The following is a 19,309-nucleotide window of genomic DNA, read 5'->3' as shown; positions in this document are numbered from 1 at the left end:
CGAATGTCCGATCGTGACTCGTGGATATCGAACCTCGGCTTCGTGCTGGCCGCCGTCGGCGGTGCGGCGGGCCTCGGGAACATCTGGCGGTTCCCGTGGCTGACCGCCGGGAACGGTGGTAGCGCGTTCCTCATCGTCTACCTGCTCGTCGTCGTCGGCATCGGCGTCCCGGGACTGCTCGCTGAGTTCGTCCTCGGACGCTGTGGCCGACAGACACCGACCGCGGCGCTTCGCTCACTCACCGGCTCCCGCTGGGGGTCGTGGCTGGGAGCGTTCAACGTCCTCACAACGCTCGTTATCCTCTCGTTCTACTCCGTCGTGGGCGGGTGGATTCTCCGCTACACGCTGGTCTCGCCGGTCGGAGCGTACTTCGGGCAGCCCCAGCAGTACTTCGGGGCAATCAGCTTCGGCCTCGAAGCGGTCGCTTTTCACCTGCTGTTCCTCGGTATCGTCGCCGCGATCGTCTTCTTCGGCGTGAGCGGCGGTATCGAACGCGTCTCGAAGGTGATGCTGCCGGGCGTCGTGATAATCCTCCTCGGCCTCGCGGCCTGGACGGCTACCCAGCCGGGCACGGCCGCCGGCTACGCGTTCTATCTCAGCTTCGACGCCGACTACCTCGCCGCCAACTTCCTGAGCGTTATCGGGCCAGCAGCGGGCCAGGCGCTGTTCACCCTCTCGCTTGGCGCTGGGGTAATGCTGACGTACGCCTCGTATCTCGACGACAACGCATCCCTTCCGCGAGACACGCTGGTCATCGCGGTCTCGAACACGTTCATCGGTGTCCTCGCCGGACTGGTCGTCATTCCGCTGCTGTTTTCCCAGGGCGTTGACCCCGGGCAGGGCGGCCCCGGTGCGCTGTTCGTCGCGCTCGCGACAGCGTTCGAGACGCTTCCGGGCGGCACACTGGTCGCGACGGCGTTTTTCGCGACCGTTTTGATGGCCGCGGTGACCAGCGGTATCAGCCTGCTCGAAACGCCGGTCGCCACCCTCGTGGATAGCTTCGGCGTCCCGCGACGCCGGGCAACAGTGGTGGTCTCGGTTCTGCTTGCGGCCACTGGGAGCGGGCTGGCACTCACAAGCTCGGTCTTTCAGTTCGTCTCCGGCACGCTCGCAGATCTAATGTTGACCGTTGGGTTGTTCGCGTTCACTGTCATCGTCGGCTGGCTGCTGCGCGGGGAAGCGCTGGCAGAGTTCCGTGCCGGAACCGACCACTTCGAATGGGTAGCCAGGCCGTGGCTCCTGACGGTCAGCTGGGTTCTCCCCGTTGTCGTGCTGTTCCTGTTGACGAACACGCTCGCGTCGCTCGCCGGGATGTCCCTGGGGCTTGGCGGCCGAGCGATTATCGCTGTCGTCGGTACCGTCGCCCTGGCTGTCGCAGTGAAGAACGGTACCTGGAGCGACCGGCTGAGTTCGCACTAGTTCCGTCTGTCCTGATCGCGGCCCTGTTCGCATCCGTCCACCAGAAAACGGGAAGACTGCCACCCAACTGCGGTTCTCAGCACGAGGTGCGCAAAGCAGGTCTCTGAAGCGGTCAAGCGCCGCTTCTGTTGACTGGATCGCATCGATGCAATGAACGCACTCTCACTGCGCAGCCTCAATGAACTGCGGCGGTGGGTGCTTACGGAGTCCAAGCTCTCGCATATGTGAGTGAAACGCAGCCCTATTGGCCCTATAGTTCGGATATATGGTCTTTCTCTGTCGAATTACATTCGTGGATATTCATATCTCTATCTAGAATAGAGAGAACACCGACAAAATTCTCTCGCTTGGCGAGAAAAGCGGGCACGGGAACAGCCACACCTCCGCTACGGGATCTGTACACTACTCTATCGTCCATTCGCACTTCGTAGTAACAACCAAGCGAGCGACAGCGCGACCGTCAGGAGAACGCCGATACAAAGCGGCTGTGATGCCCCAGCAGCGGACGGAGCCGGTCGGGACCGACTCAGTAGTTGCCCGTCGTGACAATCGGAGGTGCGTCGTGGGGGCCGTACGGCGCGTCGTCCAGATACTCCCCTGCCGGCTCGAAGTAGTCTGCGAGCGACGCGGCCGCCTCCTTGCGGAGGACCGTCGCGGGATTGTCGCCCTGGAGGTACTCAAGCGCCGTCCCGGCGGCTTCGAGATTGTATTCGGCAGCGCGCTCACGGCGTGCCGCGTAGAGTTCGACTTCGTCACGCGCGACGGCGTCCCGCTGTGCGTGGTACGCAACGGTGATGGCTGAGGCCGCTTCGTCGGCGTCGGCGACGCCCGAGTTCATCCCGCGGGCACCGAAGGGCGCAAGCAGGTGTGCTGCCTCGCCGGCCAGCAGTACGCGACGGTTCTCGTCGATGAACGTGTCGGCCATGACCTGCAAGAACTTGTAACTGGACACCCAGGAGACGTTGTCGGCGTACTGCTCGCCCATTATCTCCGACACGAACTCCTGCATCTTCTCGTCGGTGACCAGTTCGTCTGGATCGTCCCCTTCGACACACTGAATGTCCAGTCGCCAGCCGCCAGTAAACGGGACGAGCATGACGTTACGCCCGCCGGCTCTCGGATCGTCGTAGTGGAACAGCCGTTCGAGCGGCCACTGCTCGTCCTCGTCGTCGATTTCGTCGACGTCGGCGATGATGAACGAGTTCTCCGACTGGTCGCCCTCGAACTCGGCACCGATTTCGTCGCGGACTGTCGAGCCACCGCCGTCCGCCCCAACGAGATACGGCGTCTCCCACTCGCGGCCGTCGGACGTTTCGACGGTGACACCGTCCGGACTCGATTCGACTGTCTCCACCGCACAGTCCCAGTGAATCTCGATCCCCGCTTCGTCGATGGCTTCGTGCATGTAGTCTTCCGTTCGGGCCTGCGGGATACTGGTGAAGTGCGGGAATTTCCCGTCGCCACCGGGGTTGTCGTAGGTCCGACTGAACACTTCCTTGCCCCGCCAACACGTCCGCCGGGTCGGCCAGACCAGTCCGTCCTTGACGAGGTTCTCGCCCAGTCCCGGGTGAGCGCGTTCGAGCGTGTGCAGTGTCGACCCGTGGACGTAGATCGCTCGGCTCCCCGACCGATCACGATCCTCCGACTCAGCTTCGAGAATCGTCGCAGGAACGCCGCGTGCGTTCAGCGCAAGCGCCGTCGTCATCCCGACCGGACCCGCACCCGCAATCAGCACTGGCCGTTCCGCATCAGTGGTGCTCATAGTGTCTACCCTGTCGTTACGACACAACCATCATAATTATTGTGGTTGTGAGGGAGAAAACGGCTTTTCAAACCCGCTACGCACGGATATCGATGTGACTATGACCGGGCGAACACGCTGTGGAACTCGCTGTTACAGGCCCAGTTGCGTCTCAACCCAGTGATCGCGAGCGGCGAACACCATCTCCTCTTCGTCTTCAAACGTCGTCGCCTCGGCAACGAACTCGTCCCACGTCCCGTCGGGCACCAGCTCGAGTTCGGCCGCCGAACTAGCGTCCGAGGGACTGGCTGCGACCATCTCGTCGAACGAATCGAAATCTGTGAACTCCTGCATGAACACCTCGTCGAAGATGTCTGTAATCGGGATCTCTTCGTGTTTGCCGACAACGTCGTGCGGATGTGGGAGGTCATCTGCTTCGGCAGCCGCTTCTGCCAGGTCGCTTTCTTGAACCATACAGACAATGATGACTAATACCATGTAAACGTTTCTGGTACCCGCAGCGACAGCCAGAAATCTCCGTGTCCCGAGAACGGGGACAATCACTCAGTGAGGGAGACAGGCCGGTAATCTAGCGCGACGTTTCGGCCAGCACGGACGCAGCGTAAGCGCCCCGCTCGGGCGTATTGAACGTGGCGACACCGAGGTCTTCCATCCGCTGTCGGTCTTCGGCAAGGGCGTCGCTTGGGCCAGCGACGGTAAACACGACTGGCTTGTCTACCTCACTCGTGAATTGTTCGAGTTCTTCGACCGGGTATCCCAGGGAATGCTCGAAGATCTCGTATACGAGGACGATGTCGACGTTGTCGTCGCGCCCGACAGCGTCGATGACCTCGCCGAACTCTGGCATCGGGCGGCCCGTATCGACCGGGTTCTGGTCGTACGTGAACCCGAGCAGGATGTCGTCGAGCCGTTCGCGGGTTTCCTCGGTCAGCGCCGGGAAGTTGACGTTCCGTTCCTCGAGGTAGTCCGCCATCATGATTCCTGGCCCGGCCTGTGCCGTGACGAGTCCGACGTTGGGGCCCGCTGGCGTCGGACACGTCGACAGAACCCGGCTTGCATCGAGTAGTTCGGTCATCGACTCCGCCATGACAGCACCCGCGTCCGTGAGTTCCTGTTCGTAGTGGTCGCCCGCCTGAACCGGTGCGGCAGTGTGAGACTGCACGAACTCGTCGACCCGGTTCCCGGATTTGAGTGCGACCACGGGAGTACTGGCCTCGTCGATAGCCTGCACGGCCGCGTCGAATCTGTCCGTCCCTTCGATGTGAAGGGCCATCGCGCCGGTCTCCGGGTCGTCATCGACAGCTGGAATCACGTCGCCGAAGTCCGTGTTGACGCGATTCCCGAGCCCGTACATGCCCGCGGTCCCGTACCCTTCCCTATCCAGTTGGAACGTGGCGGTTACCCCGACGCCGCCGCTCTGGGCGATTACCGCCACGTCCCCGGTCTCTATATCGTCGAATCCAGGGACGAAGGAACTGAAAACGGACCGGTGTGGGATGATGTGTCCGGCCGTGTTTGGCCCGAGGATGGAAATATCGTACTCCTGTGCAGCGCGGCGGATCTGTTCCTGGAGTTGCTCGCCACGCTCGCCGGATTCGGCGAATCCGCCGGCAAAGACGACAGCACCGCCGACGCCCGCCTCCCCGCAGTCCGAGATGACATCAGGCGTCGCGGGGGCGGGGACACAGCACAGCGCGAGGTCGGCGTCGGTGTCCTCAACGGAGTCGACGAACTCGTAACCGTAGACCTCTCCCTCTCCGGAGGGGTTGACCGGATACACGGGGCCATCGAACTCCTTCGCGTTCGCCATCGCGTCGTTGCCGAGTTTCCCCGGCGTTTGTGAGGCACCGATAACTGCGATACTGTCCGGATCAAACAGGTCTGTCAGGCTCATAACTCTCTTTCTCGTGAGCATTGAATATAATTTTCGAATATCAGGGTTGGCTCAATGACTACGGGAATCCACTATGCCGGCGACTGCACCACGTCGGCTTTTTATCCATCCGTCGCGTTCGCCATCGTATGCAATTCTACGACGATATTTCGATCGGCGACGTGCGCCACTCGGATGGATACACTGTCTCGAAATCCGAGATCGTCACGTTCGGTGAGAAGTACGACCCGCAACCGTTCCATACTGACGAAGATGCTGCCGAGGACTCCGTTTTCGGCGGGCTGGTCGCCTCGGGGTGGCAGACCGCCGCGATATGCATGCGCCTCCACGTCGAGAGCAGCGAGGAAATGGCGACACTGGCGGGTGTCGGCGTCGACAACCTCCGCTGGCGTCTGCCGCTCCGGCCCGGTGACACCCTGCGATTGCGGACCGAAATCATCGACAAGCGGCGCTCCGAAAGCGACCCGAGTCGGGGGTTCGTCACCACCCGCCACGAAGGCCTGAACCAGGGTGACGAACTGGTCATCTCATACGAGGCGACGGCCATGGTCCGCCGCGAGGCCGACGAGTGATGACATAGCGGAACCTTGGCGGTACCCGTACGAAACTTCTTAAGATAGCAGGTGAATCTTGTATCCAAACATGTCCGGATCCACCCCTGAAAAGGCATCACTCGCGCCCGAACGGTCGGAGGCGCGCGACGAGACCGAACGTCTCCGCGCCGAGCGCGACCACTGGCGTCATCTCTTCGATCAACTCGTCGCGTTGTTCCCGGAACCGGTCATCGTCGTCGACGATGACGGACGGCTGACCCACTGGAACGAGGAACAGGAGGCGTTCATCGGCATCGATGCGGAGACCGCACTCGATCGCCCGGCACACGAAGTCGTCGGGACCGAAGAAGTGACCGAGACGCTGGCGGAGGAGGTCGCACGGACGGGTGACGCAATCAGGGAAACTGACATCAGGTCCGGCACGCACGACGACGGGACGGACTGGCACGTCCGGGCCACTGGCGTGCCGCTGGTCGCACCGGACGGCGACGTTGTCGGGTCTTTCGAATACGTCAGTCGCGTCACTGACCTCGTCGAACAGCGCAAGTCGATAGAACGGGTCCAACAGAAGGTCAGCGAGGAGATCGAGACATCCGTTACAGACCTCGAATCCGCGGCCGAACAGGTGACCGAAAACGCCGAGGAGATCGCCGACATCGCGGAGCAGGAAGCCAGCAACGTCGGCGACGTTGACAAGGAGATACAGACGCTGAGTGCGGCGACCGAGGAAGTCGCTTCGAGCGTCGAGACCATCAGCGCCCAGAGCGACGAGACGGAGACGCTGGCCGAGGAATCGGAAGGTGCCACTCGCGACCTCCTCGAAACTGTCGAGGCTGTCACGGACGCGAGCGAGCTGATGGCGGAAGACGCGACGGAACTGGCCGAGCGGATCGACGAGATAGACGACGTGGTCGCGACAATCGACGACCTGGCCGAGCAGATCAATATGCTGGCGCTTAACGCGTCTATCGAAGCCGCTCGGGCCGGCGAAGCGGGCGAGGGGTTCGCCGTCGTCGCCGACGAAGTGAAGAACCTCGCCGGCGAGTCCCAGGCGGAGGCTGACCGAATCGAGCAGTTGATTGATTCGGTCTCGGAGATCGCGACTGAGACGGTCGACAGCGTGGAAGCGACGACGGAGATGGTCTCGGAGATCGACGCGAAAATCCGTGAGGTAAACCGGAACCAACAGCGGATACAGGAGTCTATCACGGACATCTCTACCCAGTTGACACAGATCGCTGACGCGACCGACGACCAGTCCAAGAGCGCCGAGGAGATCGCGGCCCTGCTGGATACGACGGTCGAGGGCGTCAAACGGGTGGCCGACGAGGTGTCCGAACTGGCGGCCGCGAACCAGCGGCAGACGTCCCAGCTAGCCCAGATCCGGGAAAGCGTCGAGTCGTTGGAGCGGAACCTCGACGAAGCCATCGACGCCCGCTGACACTTACTCGTCTTCGCTCCCACAGACCAGCACCGGGCAGTGGGTCCCGAGAATCACGTCCTGTGTGACGCTCCCGAACAGGGCCTTGCCGGCCGGGGTTCGCTTGCGGCCCCCGACACAGATCTGATCGACGTCGTACTCCTCGGCGTATCTGAGAATCTCGCCCGCCGGGTCCCCGCTCGACTCCAGGAGTTCTACCGTCACACCGGCGGCCTCCAGCCGGTCTTTGGTCTCTCTGACCGCTTCGACCTGGTGGACGGAGGCCCCCTCGGGGTTGTCGTCGAACACGTGGAGTAGATAGGCCTCGGCCCCGTCCGCTGTTTTGACCATGCTTTCGACGGCGTTGATCTGTGCGCGTGCCTGTGACAGGTTGTCGTCGAGTGCTACTAGGAGACGTACCATACCCCACTGTTCGAAACGGGGCTTGTTATATCCACTGCGTGTTCTCGCCCGGTGATGTTCGCGGTACCAGTTAACTGTGTGTGGGTACTATACGTTCACATGGGTCATGAACGCGAGTGGGCCTGTACCGGGTGGGACAACAGCGAGTGTGTCGGTACCCCCTTTTGTCCCCCGCGCTGCCCGCGGTTCCGTGACCGGGACTCCGTCCAGGGCATCGTGAGACCACACAAAGCCGCCGACACAGCCGAACTCGTCGAGATGTATCTGGACCTCGATCCGGCGGACAGGACGATGGGATTACCGCCCGCCACCGAATCCAGACTCAGGACCTGGCTCGACCGGTTCATCGACGACGGGTGGAGCCTCGTCGCCGAAACGGAGTCGTCGATCGTCGGTCACACGGGCGTGACACCGGAGGACGCCTCGGAGCCCCACCTGGTCGTGTTCGTTGCCAACGACGCCCGGGGCCGCGGCATCGGCTCGGAACTGCTCCGTCACCTCATCGCCCACGCGGCTGACAGCGGGCACGACGCGCTTACGCTGACCGTCGCCGCCGACAACGACGCGGCGGTGACAGTGTATGACAACCTCGGGTTCGATGTAGTCGAACAAATGCGGGGCGAGTTCGAGATGCGCCTTTCGCTGGCGGAGCCGGTTGCGGAGCGCGTCCAACGCCCACCAGCCGAGAGAGGGATGACAATCCCCGGTTCGCACGCAGTATTCGGGCGACAATTGTTCGATGTAGTCGAACGGTTCAGCGGTGAGCGGCCACCCACGTTTTAGTTCCTGCACCGCGGTTGCGTGTGTATGCACCGGTCAACCGCGCACGGAACCCCACAGATTGCGGACGATGCGTTCGTCTCGGAGATGGCCTACGTCGTCGGCGACGTTGAGATCGGCGAGCGAGCGAGTCTCTGGCCGTTCGTCTGCCTGCGAGGCGACGGCGGGACCGTCACGGTGGGGACAGAAACGAACGTGCAGGAGTTCACGATGCTCCACGGGGCAACACTCGGGGACGAGGTGACGGTCGGCCACGGCGCAGTCGTCGATTACGCCGAGGTCCACAGCCACTCCCTGGTCGGCATGGGGAGTGCGGTGATGGGTGGAGCGACGGTCGAGTCCAACTGCATCGTGGCGGCCAACGCCGTCGTGCGGCAGGGGCAGCGTATTCCCGAGGGGCACATGGCCTACGGCGTGCCCGCCGAGACGCGCCCGCTCAGCGACGAGCAGATAGCTCAGATCGGTGCCACACACGAGAACTACGTGGAGCTAGCGGCCACGTACCGTGGAACCCCGGCTGACGCGGCCGACGACTGCTGATACTGTCGGCTGTACGCCGATGAAGCGTTTCACCACCCCGAAGTGGGAGAATATCTTGCAGGAGGGACAGCCAACAGTATCCGGTGGCCGGCGTCCCCATAACATGGGTACATGTGTTATATATTTCTGGTATGAACGAATATGTTGGATTCGATGTTGTCGAACAGCGTGTGTCAGTCCCTGTCGCCGGCTAGTTCGCAATGCTTAATTATGGAGTATCGCTTGAGCAGTGTATGGGCCAGCACTCGAAAACTGGGAAAAAAATCAAATCGGACGAAACGCTGTTCGCCCTCATCGAATGCATCAGAGAGTTCGACGGGGCCGGCGTGACAGAACTGGCAGAGGAGCTAGATATCGCCAAGAGCACCGTTCACGGCCATCTAACGAGCATGCGCGACCACGGCTTCGTCGTCAAACGCGGGTCGGAGTACCACCTCGGGCTGACGTTTTTCGACTACGGACAGTACGTCAGGGGCCAACTGGGCATCTTCCGGTCCGGGATGCAGGCAGTCGACCAACTCGAGAAGGCGACCGGCGAGATGGCGTGGCTCATCAGCCACGAGAACGGGAAAGCCATGTACATCTACGGCCGGGGCGGGCAGAACGACATCGACATCAACACCATCCTCGGGACGTGGGCGTACATGCACTGCAACTCCGGCGGAAAGGCCATCCTCGCACATCTGCCCGAGGAGGAGATACACGCTATCGTCGACGAGCACGGTCTGCCAGCCCGGACGGAGAACACCATCACCACGCGGGACGCGCTGTTCGATGAGTTAGAGCAGATCCGCGAGCAAGGCTACGCCCTCAATCGCAGCGAGGACCTCAAGGGCGTCCACGCCATCGGCATCCCGCTGATGTTCGGCGGGGAGATACAGGGCGCGCTGAGCATCGCTGGCCCCGCCCACCGACTCTCACAGGAACGCTGTGAAGGGGAAGTGCTCGACCAACTCCGGGCCGCGACCGACGAGATAGAGTTGAACCTGGCCTACCGGTGAGGCCGGCAGGAGGCGGCCCAGTATCGTCCACCCGTGACAGCGCCCGTTACAGAGCGCGACGAACAGGACGCCGACGAACGCGTAACTGAATCCCATCTGTATCCTGACGGCCCAGCGTGGTGCTACGGCAGGCGTCGGCACGGCACAGCCGGCGGCGGGGAGGAGTGCTATCGCCGCACGTCGGGGGAGTATCCCGGTACTGACGGCTCCAAGCACGACGAGCGCCGCCGCGGCGAAACAGCCGACCGCGACCCACGTGGCACCGGTCTCACTCGCGATGACGGGGACAGTCCGTTTCCCGACCGTCGCGTCGAACGCCGCGTCGAGACGGTCGATACCCACCTTGATCCCGGACAGCAGCGCCGCGACGCCCGCGGCGACTGCGAGGACGCCCGCTGTCAACCCACCGGCCTGCGCGGCGAACCCGCCACACAGCGTGATGGCGATCCCGAGCGGGTAGTCGACGGTGACCGGGACCGGATGCCTGTCGAGATACGGCGCGTGTAGCAGGGCGAGACACAGCAGTGCCAGAACAGAGGAGGCTGCGAGTAGCCCAGCAGTGAGCACCAGCGACGAGGCGAGCGCCAGCGCAACGACGACGGCGATGGCTGTCGCCCACCGATAGGCCGCCACCGAGAGCGGCGGCGTCTCCTCGCCGCGAACGTGGCCGTCCACGAACCCGTCGCGCAGATGGGCGACGAACAGCGTCGTCGCGACGGCACCTGCGTGCTGAGCCGCGATGGAGGCGCTGACGCTCGGTGCGAGTAGGGCCCCGCAGATCGACGTGGCAACGACGGGGAGCATGAACACCGGCCGGACGTGCGCGAGCAGTCCGGCGATGTATCGTGACATACTTCGAGTTCTCGATGGACCCCAATAAGCCACACTGTCGCGGTCACATCGGTGTAACCAGAACTATTAATATTGCAGTTCAATTGGTAGACGGTAACAGAACCACCATGAAACTCAGAGAGGCATTTGCCCGAACAGTACGGTGTTACCCGGAGCAACCGGCTGTGGTCACAGACGACGGACGGTCGGTCACGTACGAGACGCTCGACGAGCGCAGCACGCGATTGGCGAACGCAGTGCAGCAGCGGGTCGGCGAGCGGCGATGCGCCGTTCTCACGCTGAACGGCCTCCCGGCAGTCGAGTCGATGCTCGCCGGCAACAAGCGCGGCGTCGGGACGGTTCAACTGTCCTACCGCGCGACGGCGGCGGAACTGGAACGGATGGTGGAGACGGCGTCGGCGCGCGCGCTCGTGTTCGACGACGCCAACGTCGACGCGGCGCTTGCCCTGCTCGACAACGGTGGCTTCGAGGCAGCGATACACGCCGGAGACCGTTCGGTTGACCACGAACTGGTCGAGTCGTACGAGGCGGTCCTCGACGACGCCCCGAGAGATCTCGACTCAGCCCTGCCGGTGGGCGAAGAGTGTGGCGTCCTCTACACGAGCGGGACGACTGACACGCCAAAGGCCGTGCCGTTCGATCAGGAGCAACTCTGGTACGGTGCCATTCAGGTCATTATGGAACACGGTATCGACGAGACGGACACGGCGCTGTGTACGACGCCGTGGTACCACATGGTGACGACTGACGCCTGGCTCTACCCTCACTTCGTCGCCGGCGCGACGGTCGTGCTCCACACCTCCTTCGACCCCACGGAGGCGCTGGAACTCATCGAGGCCCACGAAGTGAGCGGGCTCCTCGCCGTCCCGACGCAGCTCAGAGCCATCAACGGCGTCCAGCGGGACGCCGGCTTCGACGTGGACTCACTGGGGTACATCCGGACGGGCGGGTCAATCGTCACCGAAGACCTCGTCGAAGCGACCAGCGAGTACCTCACCGATCAGGTGTACAACACCTACGGGATGACCGAGGCGGGCCCCGACCTGACTTTCGCCCACCCGAGTACACAGGCCGAGCACCCCGGGACTATCGGCAAATCGTCGTTCTCGTGGGAGATCCGCGTCGTCGAGACGGTGCCACTCGACGAGGACCCGGACCCCGAGGCGACCGTCGACGCCGGGGAACGCGGAGAGATCATCGCCCGCGGCCCCGGGATGTCCACCGGATACATCGACAACCCCGAGGCTGAATCGAAGACGTATTTCGACGGGTGGCTCCGTACCCGGGACGTGGCGACCGTCGACGAGGACGGCTACCTCTACATCGTCGACCGCGTAGACAACATGATCGTCAGCGGCGGCGAGAACGTCTACCCCGCCGAAGTCGAGGAAACGCTCGAAGACCACTCCGCCGTCGAGGAAGTCTGTGTCTTCGGCCTCGACGACGACCAGTGGGGGCAGGTCGTCACGGCCGTCGTCGTCACCGACGGCGACCTCTCGGCCGAGGATCTCGACACCTACTGTCTCGAGACGGACACGCTGGCCGACTTCAAGCGCCCGCGGGAGTACGCCGTCACCGCCGACCCGCTCCCGCGGACGGACACGGGGACGGTTGTCAGGAGCGATCTGGTCGACGAACACTTCGACGACCGGTAGTCGCTGCTTAGAACAGGAGGGTAAAGATCGCGATCTGAACGGGCACGAGCAGGAGTAAGGTCGCGAGCGAGCAGACACTCGCCATCTTCGTCAGCTCCATCGAGTCGACCACGTCCAGGCCGAGGATCGCGACCAGTACCGCCGATTGGTACGGGAAAAAGTACGCGTTGAGCGCGACGGCTTCCGTCATCGCCACGGGGACCAGCGGGATTCCCGCGCTGGTCGCAAACGAGACCAGGACCGGTGTGAGAACAGAGGCGACCGCGAGCCCCTCCATCACGAGTGTCAGCGCCAGCGCCACCACGACGACGACGACCAGCACCAGCGGGAGCGATGGGTCGGCCGGCAGAGTCGAGAGGAGGCGGTTCGCGGCGAGGTCGGTGAAGGCTGTCTGTCGGAGCCCCTCTGCGATTGCGAAGATCGCCCCCAGGAAAAACAGAATCGAGAAATCGGCGTCGCCGACGGCGTCGGGTCCCACGACACCGATCCGCGGGGCAAACGCCAGCAGCGTCACGACGACGGCCCCGAACAGCGGGTGGAGGCCGTGGAGGAAGTCAGTCGCCCAGATCGCGACGCCAAGGAGCAGAAAGCCGAGCATCCGGCGCTCGCGGGGCGTCGTCGAGACGCTCTCCGCCCGTTCCGGCGTCGTCACGCCGTCGTGATTACGGGGTCGGTACAACAGGTACGCGATGGCGACGATGAGCGCGACCCGACCGATACCCATCACCGGGCCGAGCCACAGCGTCCACTCGGTCCAGGTGATCGCCGGGCCGCCGCTGGACTCGACCAGCCCGGTGACGATGATGTTCGCCAGCGACCCGGTGAGGATGCCCGACGAGCCATAGAAGGTCGCAAACAGCGGCCCGAGGAAGATACCGACCGCCGCTCGCCGCTCCTCGAACAGTTCGCCCAGCGACTGGAGAATCGGCGCGAGGATGAGGACCCGGACCAGCGACGACGGGACCAGTACCGCCAGCGCGAGGCTCCCGAACGAGAGGACCACGAGCAGATACCGGTACGCCGCGACGGCGTCGGTCGCGACAGACGCCGGCATCCGGTGGAGTGCCAGCCGTTCGACCAGGTCCGCGAGCCCGCTCTGCCGGGCGGCCTCGCCGATGAGGATACCCACGACGACGAGCCACGTCGCCGGCGACTGGAACCCGGTCAGCGCGAGGCTCGTCGAGAACGTGACACCGATGAGGCCGACGCCGAGCAAGGCGGTAAACCACGGTTTGACTGGTGCTCCGATCCAGAGAGCGATACAGAACAACGTGATGGCGAGCATTCTGGCCGCGCCGGTCGAGAGCGGCGCGTACCGGAGGACGGTTCCGGCCGCGAGCACCCCGGCCGGGGCCGAGAGCCACGAGGGATCGATCCCCCGAAGGACGGTCGCCCGAATCGCGGTTTCGTCCGACATTCTGGCTACCGAATCCCACACCACCCACCACTATCAGCGTATCGGTGCCGAAAGACGCTTGCGGGGTCCGCTCCACGTTCCGAGTGAGATGCCGACAGAGATTGCCCCGGACGTGTACGATATCACCGTCAAGACGAGCCCGGACGCCCGCTATCGGGTCTACCTGTTCGACGGCGAGACGCCGACGCTCGTGGACACAGGGTTCGAGGACACCGTCGACACCCTCGCCGACGCACTGGACGACCTCGGCGTCGTCCCCGAGCGGGTACTCATTACGCACGGTGACCCGGACCACATCGGCGGCCTGGCCGGAGTCGTGGAGCGGTACAGTCCCGAGACGTGGGTGCCCGAGGGCGTCGAGACCGACGCCGCCGTCGACCACCGGTACGGCGACGGCGACAGTATCGGCCCCTTCCGTGCCGTCCACGTTCCCGGCCACACGCCCGCCCATCACGCGCTCGTCGACGAGGGGCGCGGCATCGCTGTGCTTGGTGATGCGGTGTTCGGTGCCGACACTCGCGGACTCCCGGCGGGATATTTCGTCCTCCCGACGGCGTTCTTCTCGGCGGACGTGGCCGCTGCTGACGAACACCTCGACCGGCTGCTGGACTACGAGTTCGAAACCGGACTGGTCTACCACGGGTCCAACGTTACGGAAGACGCGAGTGAGAAGTTGGCGACGTTCGTCGACTTCGCCGGCAAACCGAGCTAGTCGCCGGTGACGGCGTTCGAGAGGTCCTTGTTGGCGTGTTGACCGAGATACGCCTCGATGACCTCGTCGTCGTTCTGGATCTCGCTGGGCGTCCCTTCGGCGATGAGTCGGCCGTTGTTCAACACCATGACCCGCTCGCTAACGGTCATCAGCGCCCGCATGACGTGGTCGATGAGGAAGACCGTCTTGCCCTCGTCTTTGATGTCGCCGATGAGGTCGACGATGTCCTCGGTCTCTTCGGGGTCGAGGCCGCCAGCCACCTCGTCGAAGAGGACGAGTTCGGGGTCTGTCGCCAGCACGCGGGCGATTTCGAGGCGTTTGAGCTGGCCGACGCTCAGTTCGCCCGGTTCGGCGTACTGGAGGTCCGCGAGGTCCACGAACTCCAGCATCTCCCGGGCCCGGCCACGGACGTCGTCGAACTCACTGCCGCCGAACTCCGCACCGACAGCGACGTTCTCCAGCAGCGTCATGCTCTCGAAGGGCCGGACGATCTGGTGGGTCTTCGCGAGCCCGCGGTGACAGATTTCGTGTGAGGGGTCGCCGGTGATCTCTTCACCGTCGAAAAACACCCGCCCTTCGGTCGGTTCGTGGACGCCAGTGACGGTTCGGAACAGTGTCGACTTCCCGGCTCCGTTCGGTCCGATGAGACCGATAGCCTCGCCACGCTCTACGGTGAATGAAACGTCGTCGATTGCGACGACACCGCCGAACTTCTTTGTCAAGTTCTGTCCTTCAAGTAGCGCCATTGCCGAATGGTATCCTATCCACTCAAATAAACCTACCCCTGTTACTTCCTATCGAGGGAAAACGCTTTGAGCAAGTTCCAACAACTAGGGGCCGTGACTCTCACAGAGATGTTCGACCCGTCGGCTGTCGCAGTCGTCGGTGCCTCCGAGACCGAGGGCAAGATCGGATACGAGGCGATGGCGAACGCCATGGAGTTCGACGGGCCGGTGTACCCGGTGAATCCATCCAGCGACGGGGATCTGTTCGGTGTGCCGTTCGTCGATTCGGTGACAGACATCGACGACGACGTGGATCTCGCGCTCTGTTGTGTCCCTGGCCCGGCGACCCCCGATGTCGTAGCGGAGTGCGGGGAGGCCGGCGTCGGCGCGGTGGTCATCTACGCCGGCGGCTTCGCGGAGGCCGGGGACGAGGGCGAGCGGTTACAGCGCGCGGTCGTCGAGACGGCCGAGGAGTACGGTATCTCGTTGCTCGGGCCGAACACGAGCGGGTTCGTCGTCCCCGCGACGGACCTGCTGTGTTCGTTCGCCAGCGGCGCGGAGAAGCTTCCGGAAGGGAACACCGCCGTCATCGCCCAGAGCGGCGGCATCGCACACGTCCTCGCCTTCCAGTCCCGCAGACAGGGCCGGGGCGTGTCCGCGATGGTCGGCCTCGGCAACCGCGCCAACGTCGGGTTCACCGAGACTATCGAGTACTTCGACGGCGACGACCGGACCGACGCTATCGTCCTCCACGTGGAGGGGACCGACGACGGCCGCGGCCTCCTGGAGGCCTGTCGTGACAGCGACACGCCCGTTATCGCCTACAAGGTCGGTCAGTCCGACGTCGGCGAGTTCGCCGAATCCCACACGGGCGCGCTCACGGGCGACCACGAACTGTACACCGCCGGGTTCGCCCAGTACGGCGTGCCGACGGTGACGGCGACCGACGAACTCCTCGACGCCGCCGCGGCGCTGGGCGACTCGCCCGTGCCCGACGGCCCCAACGTCGGCGTCGTCACCGCACAGGCCGGCCCGGGGATCATCATCACCGACCGTCTCCAGCGTGCCGGTGGCCGCCTCCCGGCGCTGACCGCGGAAACCCAGGAGCGGATCGACGGGATCCTCCCGGGCGTCACCTACACCGGCAACCCGGTCGACACCGGTCGGCCGATGCCGGAGTTCGGCGACGTCGTCACGGCCGTCGCCGAGGACGCCGCCGTCGACATCGTTCTGGTGTACGAACTGTTCGAACAGTCGGTCGGCTTCCCCGTCGACGCACTCGACGGCCTCGCCGAGCGTGTCGAGAAGCCGGTCCTGTTCGCCACTGACGGTATCGAGGAGGACATGGCCGACGACAAAGCGGCGCTGGCGGCGGTAGACGTGCCGGTGTTCGAAACGCCCGAGCGGGCCGCCGACGCTGCGGCCGTCCTGGCCCGATACGGTGAGATGCAGGCAGCCGGGACCGACTCGGAGGTGGTCGCCGATGACTGACGGCCCAATCGCGGCCGCCTGCGCCGACGGGCGACGGACGCTCACCGAAGCAGAGGGCAAACGACTGCTCGCGGACGCGGGCATCGAGACGCCCCCGTTCGCGCTCTGTGGCACCGCCGAGGAGGCTGTCGAGGCGGCCGGCGACATCGGCTATCCGGTCGTCGCGAAGGTCTCCGCGCCGTCGGTCACCCACAAGAGCGAGTGGGCAGACGGCGCGGGCGTGGCCGTCGGGTTGGACTCGGCCGAGGCGGTACGCGGGGCCGCCGGACGCATCTTCGAGGCGGCGGCCGACCGGGGTGTCGAGGCCGAGGTGCTCGTCGAAGCCGCAATGGACGTCGACGCCGGGACGGAGGTCATCGTCGGCGGGCTCCGGGACCCCTCCTTCGGCCCGGTCGTGCTGACCGGACTGGGCGGGGTGTTCACCGAGGTGTTCGAGGACACCAGCCACCGCATCGCGCCCATCGACGCCGCCGAGGCGCGCGCCGCGATAGAGGAACTCCAGGCCGCGCGATTGCTGGAGGGATACCGCGGCAGCGACCCCGCCGACGTGGCCGCGCTCGCGGAGGTGGTCGCGACCGTGAGCGACCTCGTGACCGACTACCCCATCGCTGAACTCGATATCAACCCCGTGCTGGCGTCTGCCGACGGCGCTGTCGCACTGGACGCGCTCGTGGTTCTGGAAAACGAGGCGACCACCAGCACGGCGGACAGCGCCGAACTGGAGGGTCAGCGATGAGCTACGAACGCGTCTGGACGGTTCGGTTCTCCGACAGCGACCCGTTCGGCATCGCTCACTATCCCCGAATCGTCGATGCGCTTCACGAGACATCGGACATGTTTATGGAGGAGATCGGCTACCCGTTCTGGGAGATCTCCCAGGACCACGGTTTCGGCCTGCCATTGGTCGAGATTGACTTCGAGTTCGAGTCGCCGGTCGAAGCGGGCGACGAGGTGACCATCGCCCTCACGCCGGACGTCGGGACGCGGAGCGTCCGGTTCGACTACACCGCGACCTGTGACGGGACAGTCGCGTTCGAGGGGTACGAACAGCGGGTGTGTGCCGAACACGGCGGCGGGGGCGCTATCGAGGTCCCCGAGGAGTTGCGGGACGCCATGGCGGCGTACGCCGAACCGTGAGTCCCATCAGCCGAAAGTATGCTTCCATAGTAACGAAGCGTTTTTATCGATTCCCCAATGTCATATCGATATGGCGGAATTCGAGAACCCCTACGCCGAGGAAGACCCGTTCGTCGAAGCTCACTTCGACTGCCTGAACTGCGGCGGTAAACTGTGGGAGTACGCCATCCAGGGGTCGATGGTCTGTGAGGACTGTCGGTCGATGTACCAGTCGGCCGAAATCTTCGACGCACAGGCCTGACCTGGCGCTGACACCCGACGGTGACGCTCGATTCGGGTCACACAGCGGTAGCCGCGTCCCTCGAAATCACCCGACATAGCGTTGCTGGCAGCGGATTAGTTCGTCAGTCCAATACACTTATGTTGGTGCTGTGGTAACACATTGGTAGACTATGTCCCAGCAAGAGGAGCAGGATTCCCAGGAACAGGACCTGGAGGACCAGCTCGAACTGAGTACCAACACCCGGGAGATTCTCGAGCGCCACAACCTCCGTCCGCTGTGGGAAGTCGAGGACGACTTCGGCAACACCATCGACGACCTCGAAGCGGACATCTGGAAGTGGGAGGACATCCAGGCGGCTATCGACGGCGTCGAAGACGACGTTCCCATCGCCGACCTCCCGCCGGGCTTCCAGCGTCGAGTCGCCGTCCCGATCAACGCCTCGTTCGGGAACGCGATCTCGAACACGATCTACGTCGGCGTCCAGACCGTCTCGCCGGGCGAGACAGCCCCCTCACACCGCCACGGCGCGAACGCGCTGCGGTTTACAATCGACGGCAGCGAGGACATGAAGACCGTCGTCGCGGGTGAGGAGTTCCCCATGGAGGACAACGACCTCGTCACCACGCCGCAGTGGGAGTGGCACGACCACGTCAACGACTCCGACGAGACGGCGGCCTGGCTGGACGTGCTGGATCTGCCGCTGGTGCTGGACTCGCTGAACGCCCGCAACACGTTCGAGAATCACGAACTCGAACGCCAGCCGGTCACCAAGACACAGGGGTACTGGGCCTCGCAGTACGGCCGTGGCCGCCCGGACGAGGAAGCGAAGAGCGATGGTATCCCCGGCCCCTTCGAGGGAATCCGAGAGGCGACGCCGCCCTATCGCTTCAAGTGGTCGAAGATGGTCGAGTCACTGCACCAGCGGGCCGACAACGACGAGCCCGACCCCTACGACGGTTACAGCCTCTCGTATGTCAATCCCGCCACCGGCTCGCCGCCGCTGTTCCCGACGATGTCGTTCCGGGCCCAGCTGTTGCAGGAGGCGACCGACGCCCACTTCCACAACGCCACGGAAGTGTTCTTCGTCGTCGAGGGCGAGGGCGCGACGCACGTCGACGGCGAGGCACTCGAGTGGAGTGAGCGGGACATCTTCGTGGTCCCCCCGGACGCGACCCACCACCACGAACCCGACGGCGACGAGTCCATACTCCTCGGGATGACCGACCGACCGGTGTTCGAGGCGATGAACTTCTACGCGGAAGCCAGCCCCTCGTCGTAACCCGGTCGCCGACTGCTCGGTCTTT

20 protein-coding genes are annotated in these 19,309 nt (G+C 64.2%); 13 read left to right on the top strand and 7 right to left on the bottom strand.

Going from position 1 to position 19,309, the window contains the following annotated elements; all coding sequences use genetic code 11:
- Positions 1–3: 3 nt before the first annotated feature.
- Entirely contained in the window at positions 4–1,419 is a 1,416-nt protein-coding gene (locus ACOZ4H_RS16855; protein WP_424330438.1) for a sodium-dependent transporter, read from the top strand.
- A 526-nt stretch (positions 1,420–1,945) separates the two neighbouring features.
- Here ACOZ4H_RS16855 and ACOZ4H_RS16850 read toward each other — a convergent pair.
- The 3 genes from ACOZ4H_RS16850 to ACOZ4H_RS16840 all read right to left on the bottom strand — a co-directional run bounded on the left by ACOZ4H_RS16850 (position 1,946) and on the right by ACOZ4H_RS16840 (position 5,075).
- Positions 1,946–3,181 (bottom strand): FAD-dependent monooxygenase, encoded by a 1,236-nt coding sequence (locus ACOZ4H_RS16850; protein ID WP_424330437.1) that lies wholly within the window; start codon positions 3,179–3,181, stop codon positions 1,946–1,948.
- Positions 3,182–3,313: 132 nt separating this feature from the next.
- Positions 3,314–3,634, bottom strand: coding sequence for a hypothetical protein (locus tag ACOZ4H_RS16845; protein ID WP_424330436.1), 321 nt, complete (start codon positions 3,632–3,634; stop codon positions 3,314–3,316).
- Between the two features lie 115 nt (positions 3,635–3,749).
- Positions 3,750–5,075, bottom strand: a complete 1,326-nt coding sequence (locus tag ACOZ4H_RS16840; RefSeq protein ID WP_424330435.1) for a CoA-binding protein — start codon at positions 5,073–5,075, stop codon at positions 3,750–3,752.
- A gap of 128 nt (positions 5,076–5,203) precedes the next feature.
- On the opposite strand from ACOZ4H_RS16840, the gene ACOZ4H_RS16835 reads away from it, so the two are divergent.
- Positions 5,204–5,647, top strand: coding sequence for a MaoC family dehydratase (locus tag ACOZ4H_RS16835; RefSeq protein ID WP_424330434.1), 444 nt, complete (start codon positions 5,204–5,206; stop codon positions 5,645–5,647).
- Between the two features lie 70 nt (positions 5,648–5,717).
- Positions 5,718–7,070: a methyl-accepting chemotaxis protein gene (locus ACOZ4H_RS16830; RefSeq protein ID WP_424330433.1), complete on the top strand. Its 1,353-nt coding sequence runs from the start codon at positions 5,718–5,720 to the stop codon at positions 7,068–7,070.
- A 3-nt stretch (positions 7,071–7,073) separates the two neighbouring features.
- On the opposite strand, the gene ACOZ4H_RS16825 is transcribed toward ACOZ4H_RS16830, so the two are convergent.
- The gene (locus tag ACOZ4H_RS16825; protein ID WP_424330432.1) at positions 7,074–7,472 is read right to left on the bottom strand and encodes a universal stress protein; all 399 of its coding nucleotides are present in this window, start codon (positions 7,470–7,472) and stop codon (positions 7,074–7,076) included.
- 99 nt (positions 7,473–7,571) lie between these two features.
- Between ACOZ4H_RS16825 and ACOZ4H_RS16820 the strand changes: the two genes are divergently transcribed.
- The 3 genes from ACOZ4H_RS16820 (at position 7,572) to ACOZ4H_RS16810 (ending at position 9,793) form a co-directional block, all read left to right on the top strand.
- On the top strand, positions 7,572–8,255 hold the full coding sequence (locus tag ACOZ4H_RS16820; RefSeq protein WP_424330431.1) for an N-acetyltransferase family protein: 684 nt from the start codon (positions 7,572–7,574) through the stop codon (positions 8,253–8,255).
- Between the two features lie 24 nt (positions 8,256–8,279).
- Entirely contained in the window at positions 8,280–8,792 is a 513-nt protein-coding gene (locus ACOZ4H_RS16815; protein WP_424330430.1) for a gamma carbonic anhydrase family protein, read from the top strand.
- A gap of 233 nt (positions 8,793–9,025) precedes the next feature.
- Positions 9,026–9,793 (top strand): IclR family transcriptional regulator, encoded by a 768-nt coding sequence (locus ACOZ4H_RS16810; protein ID WP_424330429.1) that lies wholly within the window; start codon positions 9,026–9,028, stop codon positions 9,791–9,793.
- Here ACOZ4H_RS16810 and ACOZ4H_RS16805 read toward each other — a convergent pair.
- Positions 9,710–10,645: a UbiA family prenyltransferase gene (locus ACOZ4H_RS16805; RefSeq protein WP_424330428.1), complete on the bottom strand. Its 936-nt coding sequence runs from the start codon at positions 10,643–10,645 to the stop codon at positions 9,710–9,712. The two genes, ACOZ4H_RS16810 and ACOZ4H_RS16805, sit on opposite strands and share 84 nt — an antisense overlap.
- Positions 10,646–10,752: 107 nt before the next feature.
- Here ACOZ4H_RS16805 and ACOZ4H_RS16800 point away from each other — a divergent pair, with 107 nt between their 5' ends.
- Positions 10,753–12,300, top strand: a complete 1,548-nt coding sequence (locus tag ACOZ4H_RS16800) for a class I adenylate-forming enzyme family protein (protein ID WP_424330427.1) — start codon at positions 10,753–10,755, stop codon at positions 12,298–12,300.
- Positions 12,301–12,307: 7 nt separating this feature from the next.
- On the opposite strand, the gene ACOZ4H_RS16795 is transcribed toward ACOZ4H_RS16800, so the two are convergent.
- A complete protein-coding gene (locus ACOZ4H_RS16795; protein WP_424330426.1) occupies positions 12,308–13,717 on the bottom strand; it encodes an SLC13 family permease in 1,410 nt (469 codons plus the stop codon).
- An 88-nt stretch (positions 13,718–13,805) separates the two neighbouring features.
- On the opposite strand from ACOZ4H_RS16795, the gene ACOZ4H_RS16790 reads away from it, so the two are divergent.
- Positions 13,806–14,429, top strand: a complete 624-nt coding sequence (locus ACOZ4H_RS16790; protein WP_424330425.1) for an MBL fold metallo-hydrolase — start codon at positions 13,806–13,808, stop codon at positions 14,427–14,429.
- Here the strand turns inward: ACOZ4H_RS16790 and ACOZ4H_RS16785 are convergent.
- Positions 14,426–15,175: an ABC transporter ATP-binding protein gene (locus ACOZ4H_RS16785; RefSeq protein WP_424330424.1), complete on the bottom strand. Its 750-nt coding sequence runs from the start codon at positions 15,173–15,175 to the stop codon at positions 14,426–14,428. The two genes, ACOZ4H_RS16790 and ACOZ4H_RS16785, sit on opposite strands and share 4 nt — an antisense overlap.
- 93 nt (positions 15,176–15,268) lie before the next feature.
- On the opposite strand from ACOZ4H_RS16785, the gene ACOZ4H_RS16780 reads away from it, so the two are divergent.
- The 5 genes from ACOZ4H_RS16780 to ACOZ4H_RS16760 all read left to right on the top strand — a co-directional run bounded on the left by ACOZ4H_RS16780 (position 15,269) and on the right by ACOZ4H_RS16760 (position 19,284).
- Positions 15,269–16,645: a CoA-binding protein gene (locus tag ACOZ4H_RS16780; RefSeq protein ID WP_424330423.1), complete on the top strand. Its 1,377-nt coding sequence runs from the start codon at positions 15,269–15,271 to the stop codon at positions 16,643–16,645.
- Entirely contained in the window at positions 16,638–17,381 is a 744-nt protein-coding gene (locus ACOZ4H_RS16775; protein ID WP_424330422.1) for an acetate--CoA ligase family protein, read from the top strand. Before ACOZ4H_RS16780 ends, ACOZ4H_RS16775 begins: the two co-directional genes overlap by 8 nt.
- The gene (locus tag ACOZ4H_RS16770) at positions 17,378–17,782 is read left to right on the top strand and encodes an acyl-CoA thioesterase (protein ID WP_424330421.1); all 405 of its coding nucleotides are present in this window, start codon (positions 17,378–17,380) and stop codon (positions 17,780–17,782) included. The genes ACOZ4H_RS16775 and ACOZ4H_RS16770 overlap by 4 nt, the downstream gene beginning before the upstream one ends.
- A gap of 70 nt (positions 17,783–17,852) precedes the next feature.
- Positions 17,853–18,023, top strand: a complete 171-nt coding sequence (locus ACOZ4H_RS16765) for a hypothetical protein (protein ID WP_424330420.1) — start codon at positions 17,853–17,855, stop codon at positions 18,021–18,023.
- A 151-nt stretch (positions 18,024–18,174) separates the two neighbouring features.
- A complete protein-coding gene (locus ACOZ4H_RS16760) occupies positions 18,175–19,284 on the top strand; it encodes a cupin domain-containing protein (protein ID WP_424330419.1) in 1,110 nt (369 codons plus the stop codon).
- Positions 19,285–19,309 lie beyond the last annotated feature (25 nt).

Origin of the sequence: Haloarcula amylolytica, from assembly GCF_049705545.1 — an archaeon.
In the GTDB taxonomy this organism is placed as follows: Archaea; Halobacteriota; Halobacteria; order Halobacteriales; family Haloarculaceae; genus Haloarcula; species Haloarcula amylolytica_B.
This window is presented reverse-complemented; position numbering and strand designations above follow the sequence as displayed.

Coding starts and splice junctions, on each gene's coding strand:
- ACOZ4H_RS16845 (WP_424330436.1), bottom strand. CDS start 3,634: ATGGTTCAAGAAAGCGACCTGGCAGAAGCGGCTGCCGAAGCAGATGAC.
- ACOZ4H_RS16800 (WP_424330427.1), top strand. CDS start 10,753: ATGAAACTCAGAGAGGCATTTGCCCGAACAGTACGGTGTTACCCGGAG.
- ACOZ4H_RS16790 (WP_424330425.1), top strand. CDS start 13,806: ATGCCGACAGAGATTGCCCCGGACGTGTACGATATCACCGTCAAGACG.
- ACOZ4H_RS16840 (WP_424330435.1), bottom strand. CDS start 5,075: ATGAGCCTGACAGACCTGTTTGATCCGGACAGTATCGCAGTTATCGGT.
- ACOZ4H_RS16820 (WP_424330431.1), top strand. CDS start 7,572: ATGGGTCATGAACGCGAGTGGGCCTGTACCGGGTGGGACAACAGCGAG.
- ACOZ4H_RS16830 (WP_424330433.1), top strand. CDS start 5,718: ATGTCCGGATCCACCCCTGAAAAGGCATCACTCGCGCCCGAACGGTCG.
- ACOZ4H_RS16765 (WP_424330420.1), top strand. CDS start 17,853: ATGGCGGAATTCGAGAACCCCTACGCCGAGGAAGACCCGTTCGTCGAA.
- ACOZ4H_RS16810 (WP_424330429.1), top strand. CDS start 9,026: ATGGGCCAGCACTCGAAAACTGGGAAAAAAATCAAATCGGACGAAACG.
- ACOZ4H_RS16760 (WP_424330419.1), top strand. CDS start 18,175: ATGTCCCAGCAAGAGGAGCAGGATTCCCAGGAACAGGACCTGGAGGAC.
- ACOZ4H_RS16785 (WP_424330424.1), bottom strand. CDS start 15,175: ATGGCGCTACTTGAAGGACAGAACTTGACAAAGAAGTTCGGCGGTGTC.
- ACOZ4H_RS16850 (WP_424330437.1), bottom strand. CDS start 3,181: ATGAGCACCACTGATGCGGAACGGCCAGTGCTGATTGCGGGTGCGGGT.
- ACOZ4H_RS16815 (WP_424330430.1), top strand. CDS start 8,280: ATGCACCGGTCAACCGCGCACGGAACCCCACAGATTGCGGACGATGCG.
- ACOZ4H_RS16805 (WP_424330428.1), bottom strand. CDS start 10,645: ATGTCACGATACATCGCCGGACTGCTCGCGCACGTCCGGCCGGTGTTC.
- ACOZ4H_RS16795 (WP_424330426.1), bottom strand. CDS start 13,717: ATGTCGGACGAAACCGCGATTCGGGCGACCGTCCTTCGGGGGATCGAT.
- ACOZ4H_RS16855 (WP_424330438.1), top strand. CDS start 4: ATGTCCGATCGTGACTCGTGGATATCGAACCTCGGCTTCGTGCTGGCC.
- ACOZ4H_RS16770 (WP_424330421.1), top strand. CDS start 17,378: ATGAGCTACGAACGCGTCTGGACGGTTCGGTTCTCCGACAGCGACCCG.
- ACOZ4H_RS16825 (WP_424330432.1), bottom strand. CDS start 7,472: ATGGTACGTCTCCTAGTAGCACTCGACGACAACCTGTCACAGGCACGC.
- ACOZ4H_RS16835 (WP_424330434.1), top strand. CDS start 5,204: ATGCAATTCTACGACGATATTTCGATCGGCGACGTGCGCCACTCGGAT.
- ACOZ4H_RS16775 (WP_424330422.1), top strand. CDS start 16,638: ATGACTGACGGCCCAATCGCGGCCGCCTGCGCCGACGGGCGACGGACG.